Origin of the sequence: Erwinia sp. MMLR14_017 (genome assembly GCF_033657285.1) — a bacterium.
In the GTDB taxonomy this organism is placed as follows: Bacteria; Pseudomonadota; Gammaproteobacteria; order Enterobacterales; family Enterobacteriaceae; genus Erwinia.
The window spans coordinates 327,752-347,642 of sequence record NZ_JAWVWP010000003.1 but is presented as its reverse complement, the minus strand read 5'-3'; the positions used below and the strand labels follow the sequence as shown (position 1 = coordinate 347,642).

The 19,891-nt window shown below is 55.5% G+C and carries 14 protein-coding genes and 3 tRNA genes; 7 read left to right on the top strand and 10 right to left on the bottom strand.

Annotated features, from left to right (window positions below):
• Window positions 1–28: 28 nt before the first annotated feature.
• Window positions 29–793: a flap endonuclease Xni gene (gene xni / locus SD961_RS07085; RefSeq protein ID WP_318789685.1), complete on the top strand. Its 765-nt coding sequence runs from the start codon at window positions 29–31 to the stop codon at window positions 791–793.
• A 121-nt stretch (window positions 794–914) separates the two neighbouring features.
• Here the strand turns inward: xni and rlmM are convergent, their stop codons facing one another.
• From rlmM to SD961_RS07065, 4 genes are all read right to left on the bottom strand, one after another.
• Window positions 915–2,015: a 23S rRNA (cytidine(2498)-2'-O)-methyltransferase RlmM gene (gene rlmM, locus SD961_RS07080; RefSeq protein ID WP_318789684.1), complete on the bottom strand. Its 1,101-nt coding sequence runs from the start codon at window positions 2,013–2,015 to the stop codon at window positions 915–917.
• Window positions 2,008–2,403: a DUF423 domain-containing protein gene (locus SD961_RS07075; RefSeq protein ID WP_306210890.1), complete on the bottom strand. Its 396-nt coding sequence runs from the start codon at window positions 2,401–2,403 to the stop codon at window positions 2,008–2,010. Before SD961_RS07075 ends, rlmM begins: the two co-directional genes overlap by 8 nt.
• A gap of 58 nt (window positions 2,404–2,461) precedes the next feature.
• Complete coding sequence (gcvA, locus tag SD961_RS07070; RefSeq protein WP_318789683.1) at window positions 2,462–3,379, bottom strand: glycine cleavage system transcriptional regulator GcvA; 918 nt, start codon at window positions 3,377–3,379, stop codon at window positions 2,462–2,464.
• A 344-nt stretch (window positions 3,380–3,723) separates the two neighbouring features.
• The gene (locus SD961_RS07065; RefSeq protein WP_318789682.1) at window positions 3,724–3,948 is read right to left on the bottom strand and encodes a YgdI/YgdR family lipoprotein; all 225 of its coding nucleotides are present in this window, start codon (window positions 3,946–3,948) and stop codon (window positions 3,724–3,726) included.
• Window positions 3,949–4,161: 213 nt separating this feature from the next.
• On the opposite strand from SD961_RS07065, the gene csdA reads away from it, so the two are divergent.
• A complete protein-coding gene (csdA, locus tag SD961_RS07060) occupies window positions 4,162–5,367 on the top strand; it encodes a cysteine desulfurase CsdA (RefSeq protein WP_318789681.1) in 1,206 nt (401 codons plus the stop codon).
• 2 nt (window positions 5,368–5,369) lie between these two features.
• A complete protein-coding gene (gene csdE, locus SD961_RS07055) occupies window positions 5,370–5,813 on the top strand; it encodes a cysteine desulfurase sulfur acceptor subunit CsdE (RefSeq protein ID WP_318789680.1) in 444 nt (147 codons plus the stop codon).
• A gap of 117 nt (window positions 5,814–5,930) precedes the next feature.
• On the opposite strand, the gene tcdA is transcribed toward csdE, so the two are convergent.
• Window positions 5,931–6,731: a tRNA cyclic N6-threonylcarbamoyladenosine(37) synthase TcdA gene (gene tcdA, locus SD961_RS07050; protein ID WP_318789679.1), complete on the bottom strand. Its 801-nt coding sequence runs from the start codon at window positions 6,729–6,731 to the stop codon at window positions 5,931–5,933.
• A gap of 51 nt (window positions 6,732–6,782) precedes the next feature.
• On the bottom strand, window positions 6,783–7,928 hold the full coding sequence (mltA, locus tag SD961_RS07045) for a murein transglycosylase A (RefSeq protein ID WP_318789678.1): 1,146 nt from the start codon (window positions 7,926–7,928) through the stop codon (window positions 6,783–6,785).
• A gap of 204 nt (window positions 7,929–8,132) precedes the next feature.
• Here mltA and SD961_RS07040 point away from each other — a divergent pair.
• From SD961_RS07040 to SD961_RS07030, 3 genes are all read left to right on the top strand, one after another.
• A tRNA-Met gene (locus tag SD961_RS07040) sits at window positions 8,133–8,209 on the top strand.
• Window positions 8,210–8,272: 63 nt separating this feature from the next.
• Window positions 8,273–8,349 (top strand) — tRNA-Met (locus SD961_RS07035).
• A gap of 60 nt (window positions 8,350–8,409) precedes the next feature.
• Window positions 8,410–8,486, top strand: a tRNA-Met gene (locus SD961_RS07030).
• 222 nt (window positions 8,487–8,708) lie between these two features.
• Here SD961_RS07030 and amiC read toward each other — a convergent pair.
• Window positions 8,709–9,962, bottom strand: a complete 1,254-nt coding sequence (gene amiC / locus SD961_RS07025) for an N-acetylmuramoyl-L-alanine amidase AmiC (protein ID WP_318789677.1) — start codon at window positions 9,960–9,962, stop codon at window positions 8,709–8,711.
• A gap of 235 nt (window positions 9,963–10,197) precedes the next feature.
• Between amiC and argA the strand changes: the two genes are divergently transcribed.
• The gene (gene argA / locus SD961_RS07020) at window positions 10,198–11,544 is read left to right on the top strand and encodes an amino-acid N-acetyltransferase (RefSeq protein WP_318789676.1); all 1,347 of its coding nucleotides are present in this window, start codon (window positions 10,198–10,200) and stop codon (window positions 11,542–11,544) included.
• Between the two features lie 31 nt (window positions 11,545–11,575).
• On the opposite strand, the gene recD is transcribed toward argA, so the two are convergent.
• The 3 genes from recD to ptrA are packed head-to-tail and all read right to left on the bottom strand — an operon-like array spanning window position 11,576 to window position 19,829.
• On the bottom strand, window positions 11,576–13,414 hold the full coding sequence (gene recD / locus SD961_RS07015) for an exodeoxyribonuclease V subunit alpha (protein ID WP_318789675.1): 1,839 nt from the start codon (window positions 13,412–13,414) through the stop codon (window positions 11,576–11,578).
• The gene (gene recB, locus SD961_RS07010; protein WP_318789674.1) at window positions 13,402–16,947 is read right to left on the bottom strand and encodes an exodeoxyribonuclease V subunit beta; all 3,546 of its coding nucleotides are present in this window, start codon (window positions 16,945–16,947) and stop codon (window positions 13,402–13,404) included. Before recB ends, recD begins: the two co-directional genes overlap by 13 nt.
• On the bottom strand, window positions 16,944–19,829 hold the full coding sequence (gene ptrA / locus SD961_RS07005) for a pitrilysin (RefSeq protein ID WP_318789673.1): 2,886 nt from the start codon (window positions 19,827–19,829) through the stop codon (window positions 16,944–16,946). Before ptrA ends, recB begins: the two co-directional genes overlap by 4 nt.
• Window positions 19,830–19,891 lie beyond the last annotated feature (62 nt).

The window sequence follows — 19,891 nt, the reverse complement described above, 5'->3', positions numbered from 1 at the left end:
ACACAGCCGCTCCGCTTTCGTGGAACCTATGACTGTTCATTTACTGATTGTTGATGCCCTGAATCTTATCCGACGTATCCATGCGGTTCAGGGATCGCCTTGCCAGGAAACCTGCGTTAACGCGCTGCATCAGCTGATCCGGCACAGTAACCCCACGCATGCCGTGGCGGTATTTGACGATGAAGAGCGGCATGAAGGCTGGCGTCATCAGCTACTGCCAGGGTATAAGGCTGGCCGCTCGCCGATGCCGGAGACGTTACGGCAAGAGATGCCGTTGCTGCGCAGCGCTTTTCAGGCCGCAGGCGTAGCGTGCTGGCAGGCGCACGGCGAAGAAGCCGATGATCTGGCGGCTACGCTGGCGGTAAAGGTAGCGGCAGCTGGCCATCAGGCAACTATCGTTTCCACCGATAAAGGCTATTGCCAGTTGCTGGCACCCGCCATTCAGATCCGGGATTATTTCCAGAAACGCTGGCTGGATCTGCCTTTTATTACGGCGGAATTTGGCATCACGACCCCTGCCCAGCTTCCCGACTACTGGGGACTGGCCGGCATCAGCAGCAGCAAAATTCCGGGTGTTGCCGGGATTGGCGCGAAAAGCGCAGCGGAACTGCTTACAACATTTGGCTCGCTGGAAGCGATTTATCAACAACTCGCTGCGGTGCCGCCCAAATGGCAGAAGAAGTTACAGGAGCAGCAGGAGATGGCGAAGATTTGCAGGAGGGTTGCCACATTGCGCACCGACCTGCATCTTGAGGGGAATCTGAAAGAGTTGCGGCTGCCGGAACGTTTATAAACGTACTGATGCCCGCAACGGTTCCGGCGCCAGGGCTGGCAGAACGCTTTTAAACGCCTCTGGCTGGCTATGCGTTGTTTCAGGGCGCGCTGTTACCCGGCGCACCGCCGTGCATCACACCTTAACGCTCGTCACGGCGACCGGGTGCCGCGCTCCAGATGCGGCGAATATGCACCGTCACCTCTTCGCGATCGTGATAGAGCTGCCGTGCCTGGATCTGCGCATTGATGCCGTTAGCCTTCAGCTTTTCATCGATCATCGCCAGGTTTTGTGACACCTCTTCAAAGCGTTTTTTCATCGGCAGCTTCAGGTTAAAAATAGCTTCACGGCACCAGCCGTTCACAAGCCAGTCTGCCATCAGATTCGCTACGCGAACCGGTTTTTCCACCATATCGCACACCACCCAGTAAATATTGCTGCGCGTAGGGCGATACTTGAAGCCATCTTCACGATGATGAAAAACCTGCCCCGTATCCATCAGGCTCGGAGCCATCGGACCATTATCCACTGCGTGAACCATCATGCTGCGCTGCACTAACTGATAGGTCCAGCCGCCCGGACAGGCGCCCAGATCGACGGCATACATACCGCTGCCCAGACGTTCGTCCCACTCATCAGCAGGAATAAAGACGTGGAAGGCCTCTTCCAGCTTCAGCGTGGAGCGGCTTGGCGCATCAGAAGGGAATTTCAGACGCGGAATGCCCATAAAGAAGCGGGAGTTATTCTGCGGCAGTGAATAACCTACATAGCAATGGCCCGGCGCGATAAAGAACACATGCACAACCGGACGTTTGTCAGTTTCATACTTCAGCAAAATACCGGCGGAACGCAGGCTTGATCGCAGCGGCACGGTGAATTTTCGACAAAACTTGAGCAGTTCTTTGCTCTCATTGGTGTCTGGCACCTCGACGCGCAGTTCGCCCCCCTTCTCAACAAATCCGGTCAGCATACCCGTGACCGGCGTGACGCGATCTTCCTGCGGAAGATCGCGCAGCAGCTCGCCTACTACGATCATCTGACGGGAGAAGATCAGTTCGCTGAACGGCAGTTCGGCAATCAGTTTCTCAGCTTCTTCGGCCTGGTAGCATTCAAACAGCACATAGCCCGAATCTTCCTTCACCCGCGCAAAACCAAACACATTGCGGGCCGCCGCTTTCGCGGTGATCTCTGCCGCACACTCTTTCTCAAATCCCTGACGGCAATAGAGTAATACTTTATTCATGGCGTTCTGCCCTTTTCTTCAGACGCAGCGCGCCAACCAACATCAAAACCCAACCAATCAGGAAGCAGGTGCCGCCCACTGGTGTGATATAAACCCACAGCTTCAGGTGCGAAAGCGCCAGGCAGTAGAGACTGCCGCTGAACAGCACGGTGCCCAGCGCCAGCAGCGCGGAGCTCCAGTAAAACCAGATATTCGCCCGGCGTAGCATCGCCGCCGCCAGCCCCAGAATGGCCAGAGTATGAAAAGCCTGATAATCCAGACCGGTTTTCATCCAGGCCATCTCAGCCGGCCCCAGCGACTTGCTGAGTACATGCGCACCAAACGCGCCCAGCATCACATAGACAAATCCGCTAATAGCTGAAAAAATCAGCATCGCACGACTCGACATTTCCTTTATCCTCAGAGGTTACACACGCCGCACGCTGGCCACGCGTAAAAATTATTGCTCAGCTGTCATAACGAAAGCGGAATTTCTCTTGCTCGCTGGCCGCTTTCGCCAGGATCCACTGCCGAAAGGCGGCTATTTTACCCAGTTCTGCCTGACTGTCATGACAAACCAGATAAAAAGCGTTTTTACTGACTAAAACGTCATTAAACGGACAGACCAGACGACCAGCTTCAATTTCAGTTTGCGCCATAACATTGTTTGCCAGAGCCACACCCTGCCCGTGGATCGCAGCCTGCAGCACCATAGCGCTGTGACTGAAGATAGGCCCTTGTTGAACGTTAATGTGCCCGACGCCAAGCTGGCGGGTATAGGACTGCCAGTCGCGACGCGAGGCATCATGCAGCAAAGTTTGCCGCGCTAGATCTTCAGGCGTCTTAAGAGGTTTATCACCGGTCAGTAGCAACGGTGAACAGACCGGCAGTAAATATTCTGCATAGAGTTTTTCAACTCTCAGTCCCGGCCAGTTGCCGCGACCATAGAAAATGGCGACATCGACATCGTCCGCCAGTTTTTCCTCATCACGATCCACAGCCTGGATACGTACATCAATACCCGGATAAGCTGAGTTAAAGCTTGTCAGCCTTGGCACCAGCCATTGAATGGCAAAACTGGGCAGCAAGCTTACCGTCAATGCCCCCTTAGCGCTGCGGGCCTGAAGTTTGCGTGTTGCCTCGTTCAGTGAGGTAAATATCTCTTTGATATCGAGATAATAACTCTGCCCCTCTTCGGTGAGCAGCAGTGAACGATTGCGCCTTCTGAAGAGCTTCAGCCCGAGAAAATCCTCTAATGACTTGATCTGGTGGCTTACCGCAGCCTGAGTGACGAACAACTCTTCAGCCGCTTTGGTAAAGCTGAGATGGCGCGCCGCTGCATCAAAAACACGCAGCGCGTTTAAAGGAGGAAGACGTTTCGACATGGTTACCGGGTACACTTTAACAGCATGGGAAGTCACACGCCTGAAGGCGTATCACCTATTAGTTTTTTTTATCCGAGGCATTATAATTTGTCCGTTGAGGATGTACCAGCAAATACCTATAGTTGCCGCACTTCCTGAGCCGGAACGAAAAGCTGTTTGAAATAGTGGCGGAAACGCCAGATTTTGAGGGGCTTTTGGCTTGTGGTCGTGATGTTGTGTTTGCATTTGATCTGACAATTTTCAGATCCGATAGCCTGGCTATCTTTTTATTCCTGTAGATTTACCCTGTCTGTCCATAGTGATTAGTAGCACCGCAAATTGCGGTGCTTTTTTTTGCCTGAAGCTTACTGGCCCATTTCGACCATTTCTTTCACATCAGAACGATTGATCTGCTGTTTGTTGCCATTGGCATCTTGGTAGCTGATCATGCCAGTATCATCATCAACCACAGGCTTGCCGTCAGCGACAATGGTGCGACCATCATTGGTGTGCATAACATAGTTGCTTGAACAAGCGGCCAGGGCAAATGTCATGGCACAGGCGGCCATAATTGCAGCAAATTTTTTCATCTTTATATCTCCTTGCAGACTGTGATGCGATAAACCACCTGCAGAACACGGACTCAGGGCAAAGTGCCTGCATGAGAAACGCTTATTTGCGGGTAATAGTTTAAACCTTGCATAATTCAGCATAACCAGCTTTTTCAACATTGCCAGGAAAATGCCTGTAATTCAGACTGGTGCTGAAAAAACCGCATTAATACATCAAAGCACGAGGAAGGTATGACCCTTTTTAACCCTGACCACTTTCGCCAATATTTTCCAGCTTTAGCTGATGCTGGTGTTTACCTCGACAGTGCGGCGACCACGCTAAAACCGCTGGCGGTGATTGAGGCTACAGAGCGGTTTTACAGCCTGAGTGCCGGAACCGTGCATCGCAGCCAGTTCGCCGCAGCGCGCGAGCTGACCGATCGCTATGAGCAGGCTCGGGGGCAGGTCGCACGCTTGCTTAACGCCCCACTCGCTAATGATATTGTCTGGACAAAAGGCACGACAGAAGCCATTAATCTGGTGGCTCAGGGTTATTTCCGTCCGCGCCTGCAGCCGGGCGATGAAATTTTGGTGAGTGAAGCCGAGCATCATGCCAATCTCGTGCCCTGGCTGATGGTTGCCTCGCAAACCGGCGCAAAAGTCGTAAAGTGGCCGCTGGATGCCAACAGATTACCGGACCCCACGCTGCTAGCCTCTTTGCTGACGGCGAAAACTAAAGTCCTGGCTCTGGGACAGATGTCTAACGTAACGGGTGGCTGCCCGGATCTGGCAGAGGCCATTAAGCTGGCGCACCGGGCCGGAGCCAGAGTGATGATTGATGGTGCCCAGGGCGTGGTACATAACCCGGCGGACGTCAGCGCTCTGGATATTGATTTCTATGCTTTTTCTGCACATAAGCTCTATGGCCCGATGGGCATCGGTGCGCTCTACGGCAAGACAGAGCTGCTGGAGGAGATGTCTGCCTGGCAGGGCGGCGGCAAAATGCTGACCAGCGTGAACTTTGAAGGCTTCACCCCGCAGCCTGTTCCGTGGCGTTTCGAAGCCGGTACGCCAAACGTTGCGGGTGTAATCGGCCTGAGTGCAGCCCTGAGCTGGCTTGAAACCCTGGACTGGCAGGCCGCTGAAAGCTGGAGCTGTGGCCTGGCGGACAGGGCTGAAGAGCGGCTTTCTCTGCTACCGGGCTTTCGTAGCTATCGCGCCAGCCGCTCAAGCCTGCTCTCCTTTGACTTTGCTGGCATCCATCACAGCGATGTGGTGACATTGCTGGCTGAATCGGGCATCGCCCTGCGTGCCGGTCAACACTGCGCGCAGCCGCTTTTACAGGCTTTAGGCGTCAGCGGTACTTTGCGCGCCTCATTTGCCCCCTATAATACGCTTGATGATGTGGAAGCGCTGGTCAGAAGCATGATCACCGCACTGGAGCTGCTTGCAGAGTAAACATGACAACTTTATTAGCCCCACACCCGTTTGGTGAACTTATTACGCCGGAGGGTTTAAAACAGAAGTTCAGCGCGTTTACTCAGTGGGAAGATCGCTATCGTCAGTTGATCCTGTTGGGTAAACAGCTTCCTGCACTACCTGAAGCGCTGAAGCGCAGCGAGATTGAGCTGAGCGGGTGTGAGAATCGCGTCTGGCTGGGACATCAGCTGAAGGCCGATGGCACTCTGCACTTCTATGGCGACAGTGAAGGCAGAATTGTACGGGGATTGCTGGCAGTGTTGCTTACCGTAGTGGAAGGACAACTGCCAGCAACGCTGCTGCACACCGATCCGCTGGCCTTGTTCGACGAGTTGGGCCTGCGTACCCAACTTAGCGCCTCACGCAGCGCCGGTCTGGGCGCTCTGGCGGATGCGGCAGTTAAGGCTGCCGCTGAATACCGTTAGAGCAGGTCAGCAGGTCAGCAGGTCAGCAGGTCAGCAGGTCAGCAGGTCAGCAGGTCAGCAGGTCAGCAGGTCAGCAGGTCAGCAGGTCAGCAGGTCAGCAGGTCAGCAGGTTATTTTTCACCCGCGTGCTGCTTTCGCCATCATTTTCTTCAATACGTGGGACACGGCAACAAAGCCAAAGGTGGCCGTGACCATCGTCGCGGCACCAAAGCCTGACGCGCAGTCCATTCTTTTTGGCCCCTCCGCCGTGCTGCGGGAAGCGCAAACCGATCCATCCGGCTGCGGGTACATCAACGCTTCAGTCGAGAAAACACAATCAATCCCCAGCTTGCCTTTGCTGTTTTTCACTATGTTAAAGTCGTGCTTCAGACGTTCACGCAGTTTGGCCGCCAGCGGGTCCTGAATGGTTTTGGCCAGATCGGCAACCTGAATTTGCGTGGGATCGATTTGACCGCCTGCGCCGCCTGTGGTCACCAGCGGAATTTTATTTCGGCGGCACCAGGCCAGCAGGGCCGCTTTAGGCCGCACGCTGTCAATTGCATCAATGACGTAGGTAAATCCTGCGCCCATTAACTCAGCCGTGTTATCAGGCGTAATAAAGTCGTCCACACAGGTGACTTTACACTCCGGGTTAATCGCCAGAATGCGCTCCGCCATCACTTCCGTTTTCGCCTGTCCTACCGTTGCTTTCAGGGCGTGGATCTGCCGATTAGTATTAGTGACGCAGACGTCATCCATATCGATCAGCGTGATCGCCCCAATACCGGTACGGGCCAGCGCCTCTGCGGCCCAGGAGCCTACGCCGCCAATACCCACCACGCAGATGTGCGCATCCGCAAAGAGTTGCAGCGCCGGTTGCCCATACAAACGCGCCGTCCCGCCAAAGCGTTGCAGCCAGGCGTCAGAAAGAGAAGTCATGTCTTACCTCGGAATCAGTGACGGGCTGGCGAACCAGCCCGCTGGTACCTGCTACTGGGTGAGCAGGCCGGAGTTACCCGTGCTATTTTGTGCGGAAGAGAAAAGCGGTGCGCCTGCACCCGGTGCGGCTTTCAGCACCCAGACGCGGCCATAATGGTTAAACCAGCCTGCCATATGCCCCGCCTGTTCGCCAATGCCCTGGTAGATATCGAAGTGCTGACCTTTAATTGCGCCCCCCACATCCAGCGAGACCATCATCCGCATCTCATATTTTCCGGTAAATTTACCGTTGTTGTCCAGTAGCGGGACTTCCGCCAGCAGAGCTGTCCCCGGTGGGATCAGCGAGCGATCGGAAGCTACCGAAGCTTTTGCCACCAGAGGAACGGCGCTGGCGCCACGCACCGGTGCAAACTCCTCTGGCTTAAAGAAGACGAAGGAAGGGTTCTGCTCAAGTAGCTCACGCACTTCAGCCGGACTGTGCTCTTCCCCCCATTTCCGGATCGCCTGCATCGACATATCTTCGCGCTTCACCTCACCGCGATCGATCAGCACCTTGCCAATACTGCGATAAGCGTGGCCGTTTTTGCCGCCGTAGCCAAAGAACGTCAGTGGACGGCCATCGCCATAATCGACGTAGCCGCTGCCCTGCACATCCATAATGAAGTTATCCATCAGCGAATTGCTGTAACCCACGATGTAACGCTCACCCAGCGCGCCGCTGTAAATTTCCGCCCGGCTCGGCAGACGCCCCCCTTTAGCCCGAGGCGGCATTCTGTATAAAGGATACTGGAACTCGCCCTGACGGGTGTAGCGCGCATGGATAACCGGCGTGTAGTAGCCGGTAAACTGCACGTTGCCATAATTGTCGGTGCCTTCCATCTGGTAAGCATCCAGGCCAAACTGGCGCAGCTGGCGGGTATCGCCCCCGGCCATCAGCCAGGCTTTAAGCGAGCTGTAGGTGCTGTTCTGGCGGGAGTACATGCCGGGCGAAGCGTACTGAATTTCGCTGATCTGATCGCCAAAATCTTTGCCATTGACTGGCCGCCCCTTTGCGTTAGGCTGATTAACCAGGCCCAGCGGCTGTTCAAGCTTGCCATCTTTATATTGCTGGCCGCGATCGGTCGGTTTTGAAGAACATCCCGCCAGCAGGGCAATTAACGCCCCTGTTACTGCATACTTCGCCCAACGTCCATTCATTCTCTACTGCCCTCTTTGCGGAATTCCTCGCCGAAGATAGCAAAGGCACTGAGAGAATTAAACGGGACAAGGGTAAAGATCGGTTGACGGAGAAGAACTCCCGGCAGGATGAGTAAGAATTAAGCAGGCAGCGCTATTTTGATGAGTTTGTGGCAAAAAGGGGTTGCAACCAAACTCACTGAGAGTATAGTGCGCTTCCACAGACGCGGGATGGAGCAGCCTGGTAGCTCGTCGGGCTCATAACCCGAAGGTCGTCGGTTCAAATCCGGCTCCCGCAACCAACTCTTTTGAGAAGGTCTGTGAACAAGCAGGGCCTGTTGTGATGGAAGCAACAGTATTTCGGACGCGGGATGGAGCAGCCTGGTAGCTCGTCGGGCTCATAACCCGAAGGTCGTCGGTTCAAATCCGGCTCCCGCAACCACTTCTGCGGAAGTGTGCAGTACAGCAAGAGCTGTTGTGATGGAAGCAGCAGTATATCGGACGCGGGATGGAGCAGCCTGGTAGCTCGTCGGGCTCATAACCCGAAGGTCGTCGGTTCAAATCCGGCTCCCGCAACCAACTTAACACCTTAACGGGTGTTTTTTTGTTTCTGACTTTTAACAACCCTTCCTGAACCCTACTTCCTCTGAACCATTAACGCTTCGAATACCTTCTGAACAACTCACGCTTCGGCTATCTCAGCTGCATTTTTCCTTTCAACAGCCAGCGCTTTCACTCTCTCTTTAACGCTGTTAAGCGTCGATTAATACAGGACGAACTCTCTTCGCCCTGCCGGTCAGGCTACTTCCCTGGAGCCAGCGACGCGCCACTGGCAAAATAGGCCTTAATACCTGCCAGAATGGCATCAGCTACCTGATGCTGAAAGCGGGTGGTCCGCAGCTTACGCTCCTCTTCCAGATTGCTGATAAATGCCGTCTCTACCAGGATTGAGGGAATATCAGGCGCTTTCAGTACCGCAAACCCCGCCTGATCCACCGTTTTTTTATGCAGATGATTCACCCTGCCCATTCTGGTCAGCACTTCTTTACCGAATTTCAGGCTGTCATTGATTGTCAGACTCTGCACCATATCAAACATGGTATGGTCGAGATAACGGTCCCCGCTCATGCTGACGCCGCCAATTAAATCTGATTCATTCTGAGTCTGAGCCAGAAAACGGGCTGCCGTACTGGTTGCGCCTTTGGTGGAGAGCGCAAACACCGAAGATCCCCGCGCCGCACGGCTGGTAAATGCATCTGCATGGATAGAGACAAACAGGTCAGCACGCTGCTTACGCGCTTTGGCTACCCTGACTTTCAGCGGGATAAACACATCTTCGTTGCGCGTCATATAGGCCTGCATGTTGGGCTGCTTATCGATTAACGACTTCAGCCGCCGCGCAATCTTCAGCACAATGTCCTTTTCACGCGTTTTATGCTTGCCTATGGCGCCGGAATCTTCGCCCCCGTGGCCGGGGTCCAGCATGATTACAATAGGCCGGTCGCGGCCCGCTTTACCCGGTAAAGGGGCGGCTGCCGGCTCTGTTTTTTCAAGATTGCCTTTGTTGTAATCCTGCAGTAAGGCCAGCAGCGGATCGTCTGCGTGATCGTAGCTGCTTCCTTTGGCTGGATAGAGGTCGAGCACCAGGCGGTTTTTGATGCCCGCCACAGGAGCCAGCGTGAATATGCGAGGGCTTACGTTCTGCTTAAGCTCCAGCACCAGCCGGACGGTATTGGCATTAAACTGCCCTACCCGTGCATTTTTGATATAGGGATCGTCACGACGGACCAGGTTACCGATCCCTTTTAACGCGTGGTTGAGCCGGATATTGGCAATATCGATCACTACCCGTTCAGGGTGGCTGAGCGCAAACTGCTTATATTTAAGCGGGCCGTTCGACTCCAGCGTCAGGCGGGAATAGGTGGAAGAGGGCCAGATGCGGATAGCCACCACATGACTGCTGGCCGCCAGTCCCACTTTGCTGACGCTCAGCAGAAGCACGGCTCCTGCACTTTTTAACCACCTGCGTCGGCCAGGGGAGGGTAAATCGGACATGCGACTCCAGAAGAAGAACTGTTGTGTGTCTGAAAAAAAGCCAAATGACTACCAGGGGCAAAAACTTTATCGAATCCCTTTGGCAGTGTCACCCAGAAAAAACGATAAAATGCAGCGTATTAGCAGGATGGCTGAAACTAAAAAAGTAAAAACCGCAGAAAATTGCCCCTTGCGCCAGGGCGATAAAAGAATAAAAATACACTTTTATCGAATAATAATTCATAGAGGGTTTGCCGTGAAGGAACGGAGTACCGAGCTGGTTCAGGGTTTTCGTCATACCGTCCCCTATATCAATGCCCACCGTGGTAAAACGTTTGTCATTATGCTGGGAGGTGAAGCCATCGAGCATGAGAACTTTTCTGGCATCGTCAACGACATTGGCCTGCTGCACAGTCTGGGGATCCGGCTGGTGGTGGTCTATGGTGCGCGCCCGCAAATCGACGCAAACCTGGCTGAACATCAGCTGGAACCGCTCTATCACAAACATACCCGCGTAACCGACGCGCACGCGCTTGAGCTGGTGAAGCAGGCTGCGGGACGACTTCAGCTGGATATCACTGCCCGCCTCTCCATGAGCCTGAATAACACTCCGTTGCAGGGGGCGCACATCAACGTCGTCAGCGGCAACTTTATTATTGCTCAACCGCTGGGCGTGGATGATGGCGTCGATTACTGCCACAGCGGCCGTATCCGCCGTATAGATGAAGAGGCGATCCATCGCCAGCTCGACAGCGGTGCCATTGTATTGATGGGGCCTGTTGCCGTCTCGGTCACCGGTGAGAGCTTTAACCTCACCTCCGAAGAGGTCGCCACGCAGCTGGCTGTTAAATTAAAAGCTGAGAAGATGATTGGCTTCTGCTCAGAACAGGGTGTGACCAACAATGAAGGGAAGATCATCTCTGAACTGTTCCCGAAAGAAGCCCAGCAGCGCATTGAAGAGCTGGAGCAGCGGGACGATTACTTATCGGGCACCGTGCGCTTCCTGCGCGGCGCAGTGAAAGCCTGCCGCAGCGGCGTGCGGCGCAGCCATCTCATCAGCTACCAGGAAGATGGCGCCCTGCTACAGGAGCTCTTCTCCCGTGACGGCATCGGTACGCAGATTGTGATGGAAAGTGCCGAGCAGATCCGTCGCGCGACCATTAATGACATAGGTGGCATCCTGGAGCTGATTCGTCCGCTGGAGCAGCAGGGCATTCTGGTTCGCCGTTCGCGTGAGCAGTTGGAGATGGAGATCGATAAGTTCACTATCATTGAGCGCGATAACCTGACTATCGGTTGTGCGGCGCTCTACCCCTTCCCGGAAGAGGAGATTGGGGAAATGGCCTGCGTGGCCGTGCATCCGGATTACCGCAGCTCATCGCGTGGTGAAGCGCTGCTGGAGCGCGTGGCGCTACAGGCGCGCCAGATGGGGTTGAAAAAACTCTTTGTGCTGACCACCCGCAGTATTCACTGGTTCCAGGAGCGCGGCTTCACGCCGGTGGATATTGAAGTGCTGCCGGAGAGTAAAAAGCTGATGTATAACTACCAGCGCCGTTCAAAAGTGCTGATGGCCGACCTCCGCCATGCGCGCCTGCTGAGCTAAGTTCCGGTAACCGGGGCGTATCCCGCCCCGGTTATTTTGTCTCTGCTAACCGCTCAACCAATCCGCTTCGCCGTAAAGTCCTCATTTTCACTGCACTGCTCAGCACGCTGAGGTTCGCATAGAGCGACAGCCGCGATTTTGCGCGAGTGATGGCGGTATAAACCAGTTCGCGGGTCAGCACCGGCGTAAACTGGGTGGGCAGCACCAGCAGGGTGTGCTCAAATTCAGAACCCTGAGATTTATGCACGGTCATAGCGAAAGCGGTGTCGTGCGGCGGAAGACGGCTGGGCTGAACCGCCTTGATGCTGCCATCAGGCAGCGGAAAGAAGACTTTTAAATTTCTCTCTTCATCCCACATTGCGATGCCGATATCGCCATTAAAAAGCCCCAGCGCGCTGTCATTGCGGGCAATCATGACCGGGCGGCCAGCATACCATTTACCCGCAGAGCCGGGCGTACGACGGATCAACCCCGCTTTTTGCAGCGATATTTCAAGGCGCTCGTTCAGTCCCGCCACGCCAAAAGGCCCTTCGCGTAACGCGCACAAAAGCTGGAAACGACTGAAGGCTTCCAGGACATCCTGTGCCGATGCCCCCTCTGCCTGCAGCTTCAGATAGTGCCGATAGCCTTCCACACAGGCAGTTAACAGCTGCTGATACTCCTCACTACTGCTCAGCGAGAATTGGGCAATATCCCCGAATTCGCCTGAGAATACCTGCTCAACCTGGCGCGTGTCTCCGGCGTTAACCGCCAGTGCCAGCTGCCCGATACCTGACTGCGCATCAAAACGGTAACTTTTACGCAGCAGACAAATGCTGTCGCGCACCGCAGGCGCGTCCAGGGCATGCTGACCTTCAATATGACATCCGGTGAGGTTCGCCAGTTCATCCGCCCGGATCGCACTGTATCCTGATTCGGCACAACGGCAGATATCTCCCAGTATCGCTCCTGCCTCTACCGAAGCGAGTTGATCGCGGTCACCCAGAAAAATGACTCTGGCCTGAGGGGGCAAGGCGGCAATAAGGTTCGCCATCATCGGTAGGTCAACCATGGAGGCCTCATCCACCACCAGCAGATCCAGATGCAGAGGATTGCCGCTGTGATAGCGCATGCGCTGGCTGCCTGGCACCGCCCCTAACAGACGATGCAGCGTAGTGGCCTCCGCCGGAAAACGCCGTTTCTCTTCGTCACTGACGTCCAACTGCTGTATTGCTCTTCCCATCGACTCGGTGAGTCGGGCAGCCGCTTTGCCCGTGGGCGCCGCCAGCCGGATCCGTAGCGTACCGTCAAGCGCCAGCAAAGTGGCCAGCAGTTTGGCAACAGTGGTGGTTTTGCCGGTGCCCGGACCGCCGGAGATCACCGCTATTTGCCGGGTGATAGCCACGGCGGCGGCAATTTTCTGCCAGTCATCGGGCTGCTGACCAAAGAGTTTATCCAGCGCGGCCCTGACGCTTAGCGGCTCAAACGCCCTGACGGTAGTTTCACTGATGATAAACCTGGCGACCTGCCCTTCCGATTGCCACATCCGGTGCAGGTAGAGCCGCTGCTGATGTAAAACCAGCGGCGTTGCCGTGGTTCCATCGCCCACTGCATCGCAAGCGGGGAGCAGTTCCAGCCACTCTGGCTCTCCGGCGGCCAGCCAGAGCTGACGGGCAAGCTCTGGCTGCCGTCCGTCGAACAGCAACTGTTCCGTAAGCTGAACCAGCGGCAGGCAGACATGCCCTTCCCCTGCTTCAGCACTGACGCAGGCCGCAGCCAGCATCAGGCCTGGCTGGTCATCGGTTGCCACCATGCGGGCAAACTGAATATCCAGCGCGCGAAACAGCCGCAGCTCTGCGGCCTGCTGCAATAACTCGGTTATCCCTGACATGCATCCTCCTGCTCTTTTCCTGCGAACAGCGCGTCCAGTTCTGCAATAAACGCGGCGTCAGGACGGGTTCGGTAAATGCCATTTTCGCTCGCCGTGCCGTCAACCCCACGCAGGAAGAGATAGAACACGCCGCCAAAATGGTGCTGATAGTTATAATCCGCCAGCCGGTGGCGGAGATAGCGATGCAGAGCCAGGCAGTAAAGCTGATACTGCAGGTCATAGCGATGCGACTGCATCGCCTGAGCCATCGCCTGCGGGGTGTAATCTTCAGCAGAGGCACCCAGCCAGTTAGATTTGTAATCCAGCAGGTAATATTTCCCCTGCCAGACAAAGACGAGGTCGATAAAGCCCTTCAGCATACCCTGAACCTGCTGAAAATTCAGCGGGGGGCACTCTGCCGAAAGAGGATCGTAACGGCGGATCAGCCGGTCCAGCGCCTCAGCCGTCAGCATACGCTGGACAGGCAGGTAGAATTGTAACTCGACCTGTTTTTTGCCAGTTGGCAGCTGGCTGAGGCTGACGCCAGAGTCGTCCAGAGGCGTGTGCAGAATGCGTTCCAGCCACTGCTTCATCACCGGCAGCCAGGCAAGATCGTGGCCCTGCCCCAGTAGCTGTTCTGTTAACCACTCATTGTCAATCGGCTGCGTAAAGTCCAGCTCCTCAAAGAGGCCATGCAGGAAAGTTCCCGGCGCGGCACCACGAGGGAAAGTATGCGGCGTCAGTTCACTCATCTGCTGCGGCTGGCTTTCACCCGCCGCATCCACATCCAGCCGGGGAAGCAGGTCCAGAGTCATGGCATGCCCATGCTGCTGAAGTCCCGAATAGCTGGTGACTCGCCATTCGTCGCGCAGCGTGCGGGTAATTTGCTGGCTGGTGAGCGTTTGCTCACTCTCTCTTACCGCATGCCAGGGCGTGCTATCTGGCGCACCGGCAATCACTACCTCGGTTGTCTCATTTTGTAAGGCCCGCAAATAGCTGAGCAGCTGGCTGGCATCCGCAGCTTCCCCTTTCTGCACCAGAAAGCCCAGCGCACTGTGGTGCAGGTCGGTATCGCCCTCTTTCTTACGATTCCCTTTAACCAGGGGTGCAATGCCCAGGCTGCAGTGCCACACAGAGCGCGTCAGCGCCACATAGAGCAGGCGCAAATCTTCCGCCAGCCGCTCCTGCTCGGCCAGCGCCACGCTCTCTTCATCATCCCGCAGGTCAAGCAGCGCCTGGAAATTCTGCCGGTCATGGTATATCCCCTGGCTTGCCTCGCGGTAGTTGGCGACAAAAGGAAGCCAGACCAGTGGATATTGCAGCCCCTTGGATTTATGGATGGTAACGATCTGCACAAGATGACGATCGCTCTCCAGCCGCAGCTGCTGGCTGGCGGACTGCCCGTTGGGCTGAGCAATCTCCTGAGCCAGCCAGCGAACCAGCGCATGTTCACTGTCTGACTGAGCAGAGGCTTCCTGTAGCAGTTCTCCCAGATGCAGGAAATCCGTCAGCCGCCGTTCACCGCTTTCCGAGGCCAGCAGATTCTCTGCTATCTGCCGGTTGACCATCAGATCGCGCAGCATTGGCAGTACGCCGCGCTTCAGCCAGCGTTGACGGTAGCGGTCAAACTCATCCACCAGCGCATCCCAGGCGCGTTCATCCTGATTAAGGGAATCCAGCGTCAGCGCGTCCAGGCCAAATATGCTGGTTGCCAGCGCGCTGCGCAGCACCCGCTCCTGCTCTGGCGCCAGCACTGCCTGTAGCAGCCAGAGCATTTCACGGGCTTCCGGAGTGGTGAATACGCTGTCGCGGTTAGAAAGGTACACGGAAGGGATGTTCAGACCATTCAGCGCTTCGCGCATTACCGAAGCTTCGTTCCGGCTGCGAACCAGGATGGTGATATCCGAGGCCTGCACCGGACGGCGCTCCTCTGCTTTACCAATCAGCGCCTTGCCCTGCTGGCCTGCGGTCAGCCAGCGGCAAATCTCAGCAGCGCACTGGCGCGCCATAAACTGCTGGTAATCGCTTACTCCCACGCCATCCCCCGGCTGCAGCCAGAAACGCAGCGCGGGCTGCTCCTGGCCTTCCAGCGTAAAACTCAGCGCAGCGTTTGCCCCTGCGGGCTGTACGGCAATAAAGGGAATGTCGTTAAACAGAAAAGGATTTTCCAGCTGAGAAAACAGGCGATTAACGCTGTTAACCATAGCGGGAGAGGAGCGCCAGTTGGTTTCAAGCGTATAGTGGGCGCTAACTTCATTGCGCGCTTTCATATAGGTGAAGATATCAGCACCGCGAAACGCATAGATAGCCTGTTTCGGGTCGCCTATCAGTAACAGCGCATGATCGGGCTGTTTGCCATAAATCGTGCGAAAAATACGATACTGCTGAGGGTCGGTATCCTGAAACTCATCGATTAGCGCCACCGGATAGCGCGTGCGGATCGCCTGAGCCAGCGCTTCGCCAGCTGGCTGTTGCAGCGCGTTATCCAGCCTGCTTAGCAGATCGTCAAACCCCAGCAGCGCACGCAGCCTCTTCTCTTTTTGCGTCACAAAACGTACTTCGCTCAGCGCACGGGCAATCACCAGTTCGCGCAGGGAGAGCGGTTCAGCCAGAAAGCGATCGATATCATCAAACAGCGGATGAGACGGGGCTTCGCCTTTTTTTGTTTTCTCCAGCAGTATGCGCTGACCAAAGCGTTCCAGCTCTTTCGGGAAGCTGTAATCCTGCGTCTCTTCAGCCGCCCACTGCGAGAGCTTTTCCAGCCAATTAGGTAAGTGCTTACTGCTGTAGCTGCGCTTGTCCACGCCGGACTTTGCTATCAGATCATGCAGGTCGCCGGCAGCAACCCAGGCGGCTTTGAGCTGAGCTATTCTGGCGATGATTTTCTCATGCCGCTCGGTGAAAGTTTCCTCTAAATCAGGCGGATGCTTCAGCGATAGCGCCTCGCCGTTCAGCCAGGGCGACAGCGTGCTAAGAAGCTGTTCCGGCCCCTGCCACAGTTGCGCCATCACGCGAGTAATGCGAAGCGGCAAGGGGTAGCAGTGACGCCGCCAGAAATCAGCAATGGCCTGGCGACGCAGCGGCAGTTCATCCTCAATCAGCTGGTGTTCAAAAAGCATGCCGGACTCAAAGGCATTGAGATTCAGCATCCGCTGGCAAAAGCCGTGGATAGTGAAAATCCCGGCATCATCCATCTGCCGCTCCGCCGCCAGCAACAGGGCTGCCGCCTTATTCAGATTGGGGATCTGCTCCAGCAGCTGCGCCAGCATGCCGTCGGAGGTATCGCCCCTGATGCAGGCGATACGTAAGGCATGGATATTCTCCCGAATACGGCCCCGTAGCTCTGCTGTCGCCGCCTCGGTAAAGGTAACAACCAGAATTTCTTCTACGGGCAGGGGACGCGAGTAAGCCGAGCCGCCCCCCAGCCCTAACAGCAGACGCAGATAAAGCAGGCCGATAGTAAAGGTCTTCCCCGTCCCCGCCGAGGCCTCGATAAGCCTTTCGCCCTGCAAAGGCAGCGTCAGGGGATCAAGACGTTGGGCAAGCTGTGTCATGGTTTATCGCTATTCACCGGAAAAGAGTGCTGCAGTCTGGACAATTCCTGCCAGTTGGTAAAGCCCTCTGGCTTCGCATAGTCTGCCTGATCGTGCTGACTGCCTGAAATTTGCGACAGCAACGTTAGCCCCTGCGGCTCAATCACCGCTTTATGGAAGAAGGTGGCCAGCTTTTCCGGGGTCAGCGCCTGGATCTGCGCAATGACTTTTTCGCGAGTATCAAACTGATAGTTTTCGCGGTTGAAATCTTTGCTGAAGCGGCCCGCTTCTTCATCCAACGTCTGGGGACGCTGTTTGAGTTCGTTAATCATCGCCATCTGATACTGGGCAAAATCCTCTTTACTCATTTCGCGCAATCTTTTCTCTGCCGTAGGGTAGAACGCCTGGAAACGGGTCAGCAGGTATGCAGGCTGCTTCACGTTGCTTTGCAGCAGGAAACCAATGCCCCACTGACGCCCTACCGGCATCTGGAAGGAAAATACGGCATAACCCAGTTGCTCTTCGGTTCGCAGCTGGTTATAGAACCACGGCTGAATGATTTGGCTGAGCAAGGCGCTGCTGGCAATGCTTTCATGCTCGGGATAACCCAGCGGTACATAGAGCGCGGCCAATGCTGAATCGGTGCTGCTTCCGGCCTGCTGGAGGTTCGCTGAGGTTTTCTTGTCGATAACCAGATACTGGCTGTGCCACCAGCTCTCGCCTTCACAACTGAGCTGAGCTTTAAGATCGCTGGCCAGAGATTTAGTACTCTCTTCCGTCATATTGCCCACTACCATCAGTTCCGGCGTGGACTTCTCCAGCAGCATTTTTCGGTAGGCGTTCAGCTCGTCCAGCGTAATTCCGGCAACCAGTGATCTGCGCTCGCTGCGCTGGGTATAAGGCAGCTGCGAGAGCATCTGTGCTGGCTGAATAGCCAGCTCAAACGCTTTGCCCTTCTCGGCTGCGGCCAGCCGTTCCAGATACCAGGACTTTGCCTGATCCAGCTGCTGCTGATCCGGCTGGTAAGAGGCGTAGCTTTTCAGCAGCGCACTCATCAGCTCCGGCAGGTGCTGGGTAAAGCCAGTGGCGTTGAAGGTCACGCCATCATCCTCACCCGTAGAGAAGCCGATGCCGGCAACGGAAGCCTGCGAGTTAAGCTCATCCAGCGCCAGGCCAGCCAGGTAATCATTCAGCCCGTACATGACCTGGTTTTTTGCGGTACTCATCGCCTCTTTATTCCGTAACGCCAGTGTGATGCTGGCTTTAGGATCGTTGGCATAGAACTGACTGGGCATATAGAACACCCGCAGGCCAGACTGATTAACCACTTCCTCAGGATGCGGGTATTTACGCTCAGACTTGATTAAGGTGAAATCATTCGGCAGATAAGGGTTCAGCACCGGTAAGGACAAACTGATTTTGTCGCTGGCTGCCTGCCACTGCGCAAAATGCTCAGGCGTAATGGTGTCCACCTGATAGGGTGCATTCACAAAATAGGCGACTTTGTTATGCGGCTCATCGGGGCTGATATACCAGATACGCGCATTTTGCGGCGTCATTCCCTCCAGACGGGCCTGAATGGCCTGAGGATCGTAACGATCGGCAATATAAGGCGCATCCAGGACATCGGCAACCGGCACCCGCAACATGGTGTCTGCCAGCCATTCGATGTAGTCCATGTCACGAGTGATCGACGGATAGCGGAAATCGAGATCCAGCACCTTAGCCACTTCATCAAAGTAACTTTTATCAATGCCATCACTACGCAGTTTGTTGAGATAGCTGAACACCGCGGCAATGACCTCATCCCGATTCGCCAGACCTTTGTCGGTCAGGGAGACAGAGACAGAGAATACCCCGCCGTTACGGTCAACCACCGGGTCAGCGCCCGCATCCACTGAATCAGCCAGCCCCTGATTTTGCAGCCAGTCTGAAAGCGTATTTTTACTGCGGTTACCTATCAGGTAGCCAATTAACGTGTCGGTTTTGCTGCGGAATTTGTCGCTGTTATTGTCGATGCGAAATTCTATTTTCAGCTGCTTACGCGGCTGTGCCGGCACATAGTGAATAATGATGCCTTTCTGCTTATCCGTCACCACGGGCACCGTTATATCCGGTACGCTGGCGTTGCGATTTTTCACACGACCAAAGGTTTTGACGGCGATAGTTTGCAGCTCTGCCATCGGTTTGTTGCTGTAGATCACCGCCTTCATCAGGTTGGCTGAATAATAGCGCTGATAGAATGCCGTCAGGGCGTCATGCAGTTTACTGTCCGGCTTATCTTTCAGCGTATCCAGGTTGCCGCCCGAGAAGAGAGAGCTGGGGTGCTCCGGGTTTAGCGTCTCCGCGCCGACCTGAGCCATACGCAGGCCGTCGCGTGAGCGAGCCATAGTTAACTCGGCATTTACCGCGTGACGTTCACGGTCTGCGTTAACCGGGTCCAGCAGCGGTGCCGCAATAGCATCAGCCAGCCGGTCAACAGCAGGCTCAAGCGCCGCATTTTCCACTTCAAGATAAAAAGCGGTTCGGTAGGAGGCCGTGCTGGCATTATGGCTGCCGCCATGTTTTTTCAGGTATTCCGCCAGATTATCGGGCTGAGGGTAGTGCTCGGACCCCATCAGCAGCATATGCTCAAGATAGTGAGCCAGCCCCTGCTGGTTACGCGGGTTTTCTAGCGATCCCACCGGAAGAGTAAGTGCAGAGAGCGATTTCGTCGCCTGCGGATCGGAGACCAGCAGCACCGTCATGCCGTTATCCAGTTTGATCGCCTGATAGTCGCGCGGATCTTTTTCGCTTTTGCGGATCGCTTCAGGCACAGGTTGCCAGCCAGGTTGGGCCTGAGCCAGCGGGATCAGGGAAAACAGCAGAAAAAACGTGGTGAACCAGACTGCATAACGACGCATTCAAACTCCTCGACGATCTACTCTTCTGGCTGCTCCGTCCCTGTCAGCAAGGAGGGCAGCAG

Bases quoted from the DNA above. Each gene is read 5' to 3' on its own strand.
- xni (WP_318789685.1), top strand. From the start codon at position 29: ATGACTGTTCATTTACTGATTGTTGATGCCCTGAATCTTATCCGACGT.
- rlmM (WP_318789684.1), bottom strand. From the start codon at position 2,015: ATGAATAAAGTATTACTCTATTGCCGTCAGGGATTTGAGAAAGAGTGT.
- SD961_RS07075 (WP_306210890.1), bottom strand. From the start codon at position 2,403: ATGTCGAGTCGTGCGATGCTGATTTTTTCAGCTATTAGCGGATTTGTC.
- gcvA (WP_318789683.1), bottom strand. From the start codon at position 3,379: ATGTCGAAACGTCTTCCTCCTTTAAACGCGCTGCGTGTTTTTGATGCA.
- SD961_RS07065 (WP_318789682.1), bottom strand. From the start codon at position 3,948: ATGAAAAAATTTGCTGCAATTATGGCCGCCTGTGCCATGACATTTGCC.
- csdA (WP_318789681.1), top strand. From the start codon at position 4,162: ATGACCCTTTTTAACCCTGACCACTTTCGCCAATATTTTCCAGCTTTA.
- csdE (WP_318789680.1), top strand. From the start codon at position 5,370: ATGACAACTTTATTAGCCCCACACCCGTTTGGTGAACTTATTACGCCG.
- tcdA (WP_318789679.1), bottom strand. From the start codon at position 6,731: ATGACTTCTCTTTCTGACGCCTGGCTGCAACGCTTTGGCGGGACGGCG.
- mltA (WP_318789678.1), bottom strand. From the start codon at position 7,928: ATGAATGGACGTTGGGCGAAGTATGCAGTAACAGGGGCGTTAATTGCC.
- amiC (WP_318789677.1), bottom strand. From the start codon at position 9,962: ATGTCCGATTTACCCTCCCCTGGCCGACGCAGGTGGTTAAAAAGTGCA.
- recD (WP_318789675.1), bottom strand. From the start codon at position 13,414: ATGTCAGGGATAACCGAGTTATTGCAGCAGGCCGCAGAGCTGCGGCTG.
- recB (WP_318789674.1), bottom strand. From the start codon at position 16,947: ATGACACAGCTTGCCCAACGTCTTGATCCCCTGACGCTGCCTTTGCAG.
- ptrA (WP_318789673.1), bottom strand. From the start codon at position 19,829: ATGCGTCGTTATGCAGTCTGGTTCACCACGTTTTTTCTGCTGTTTTCC.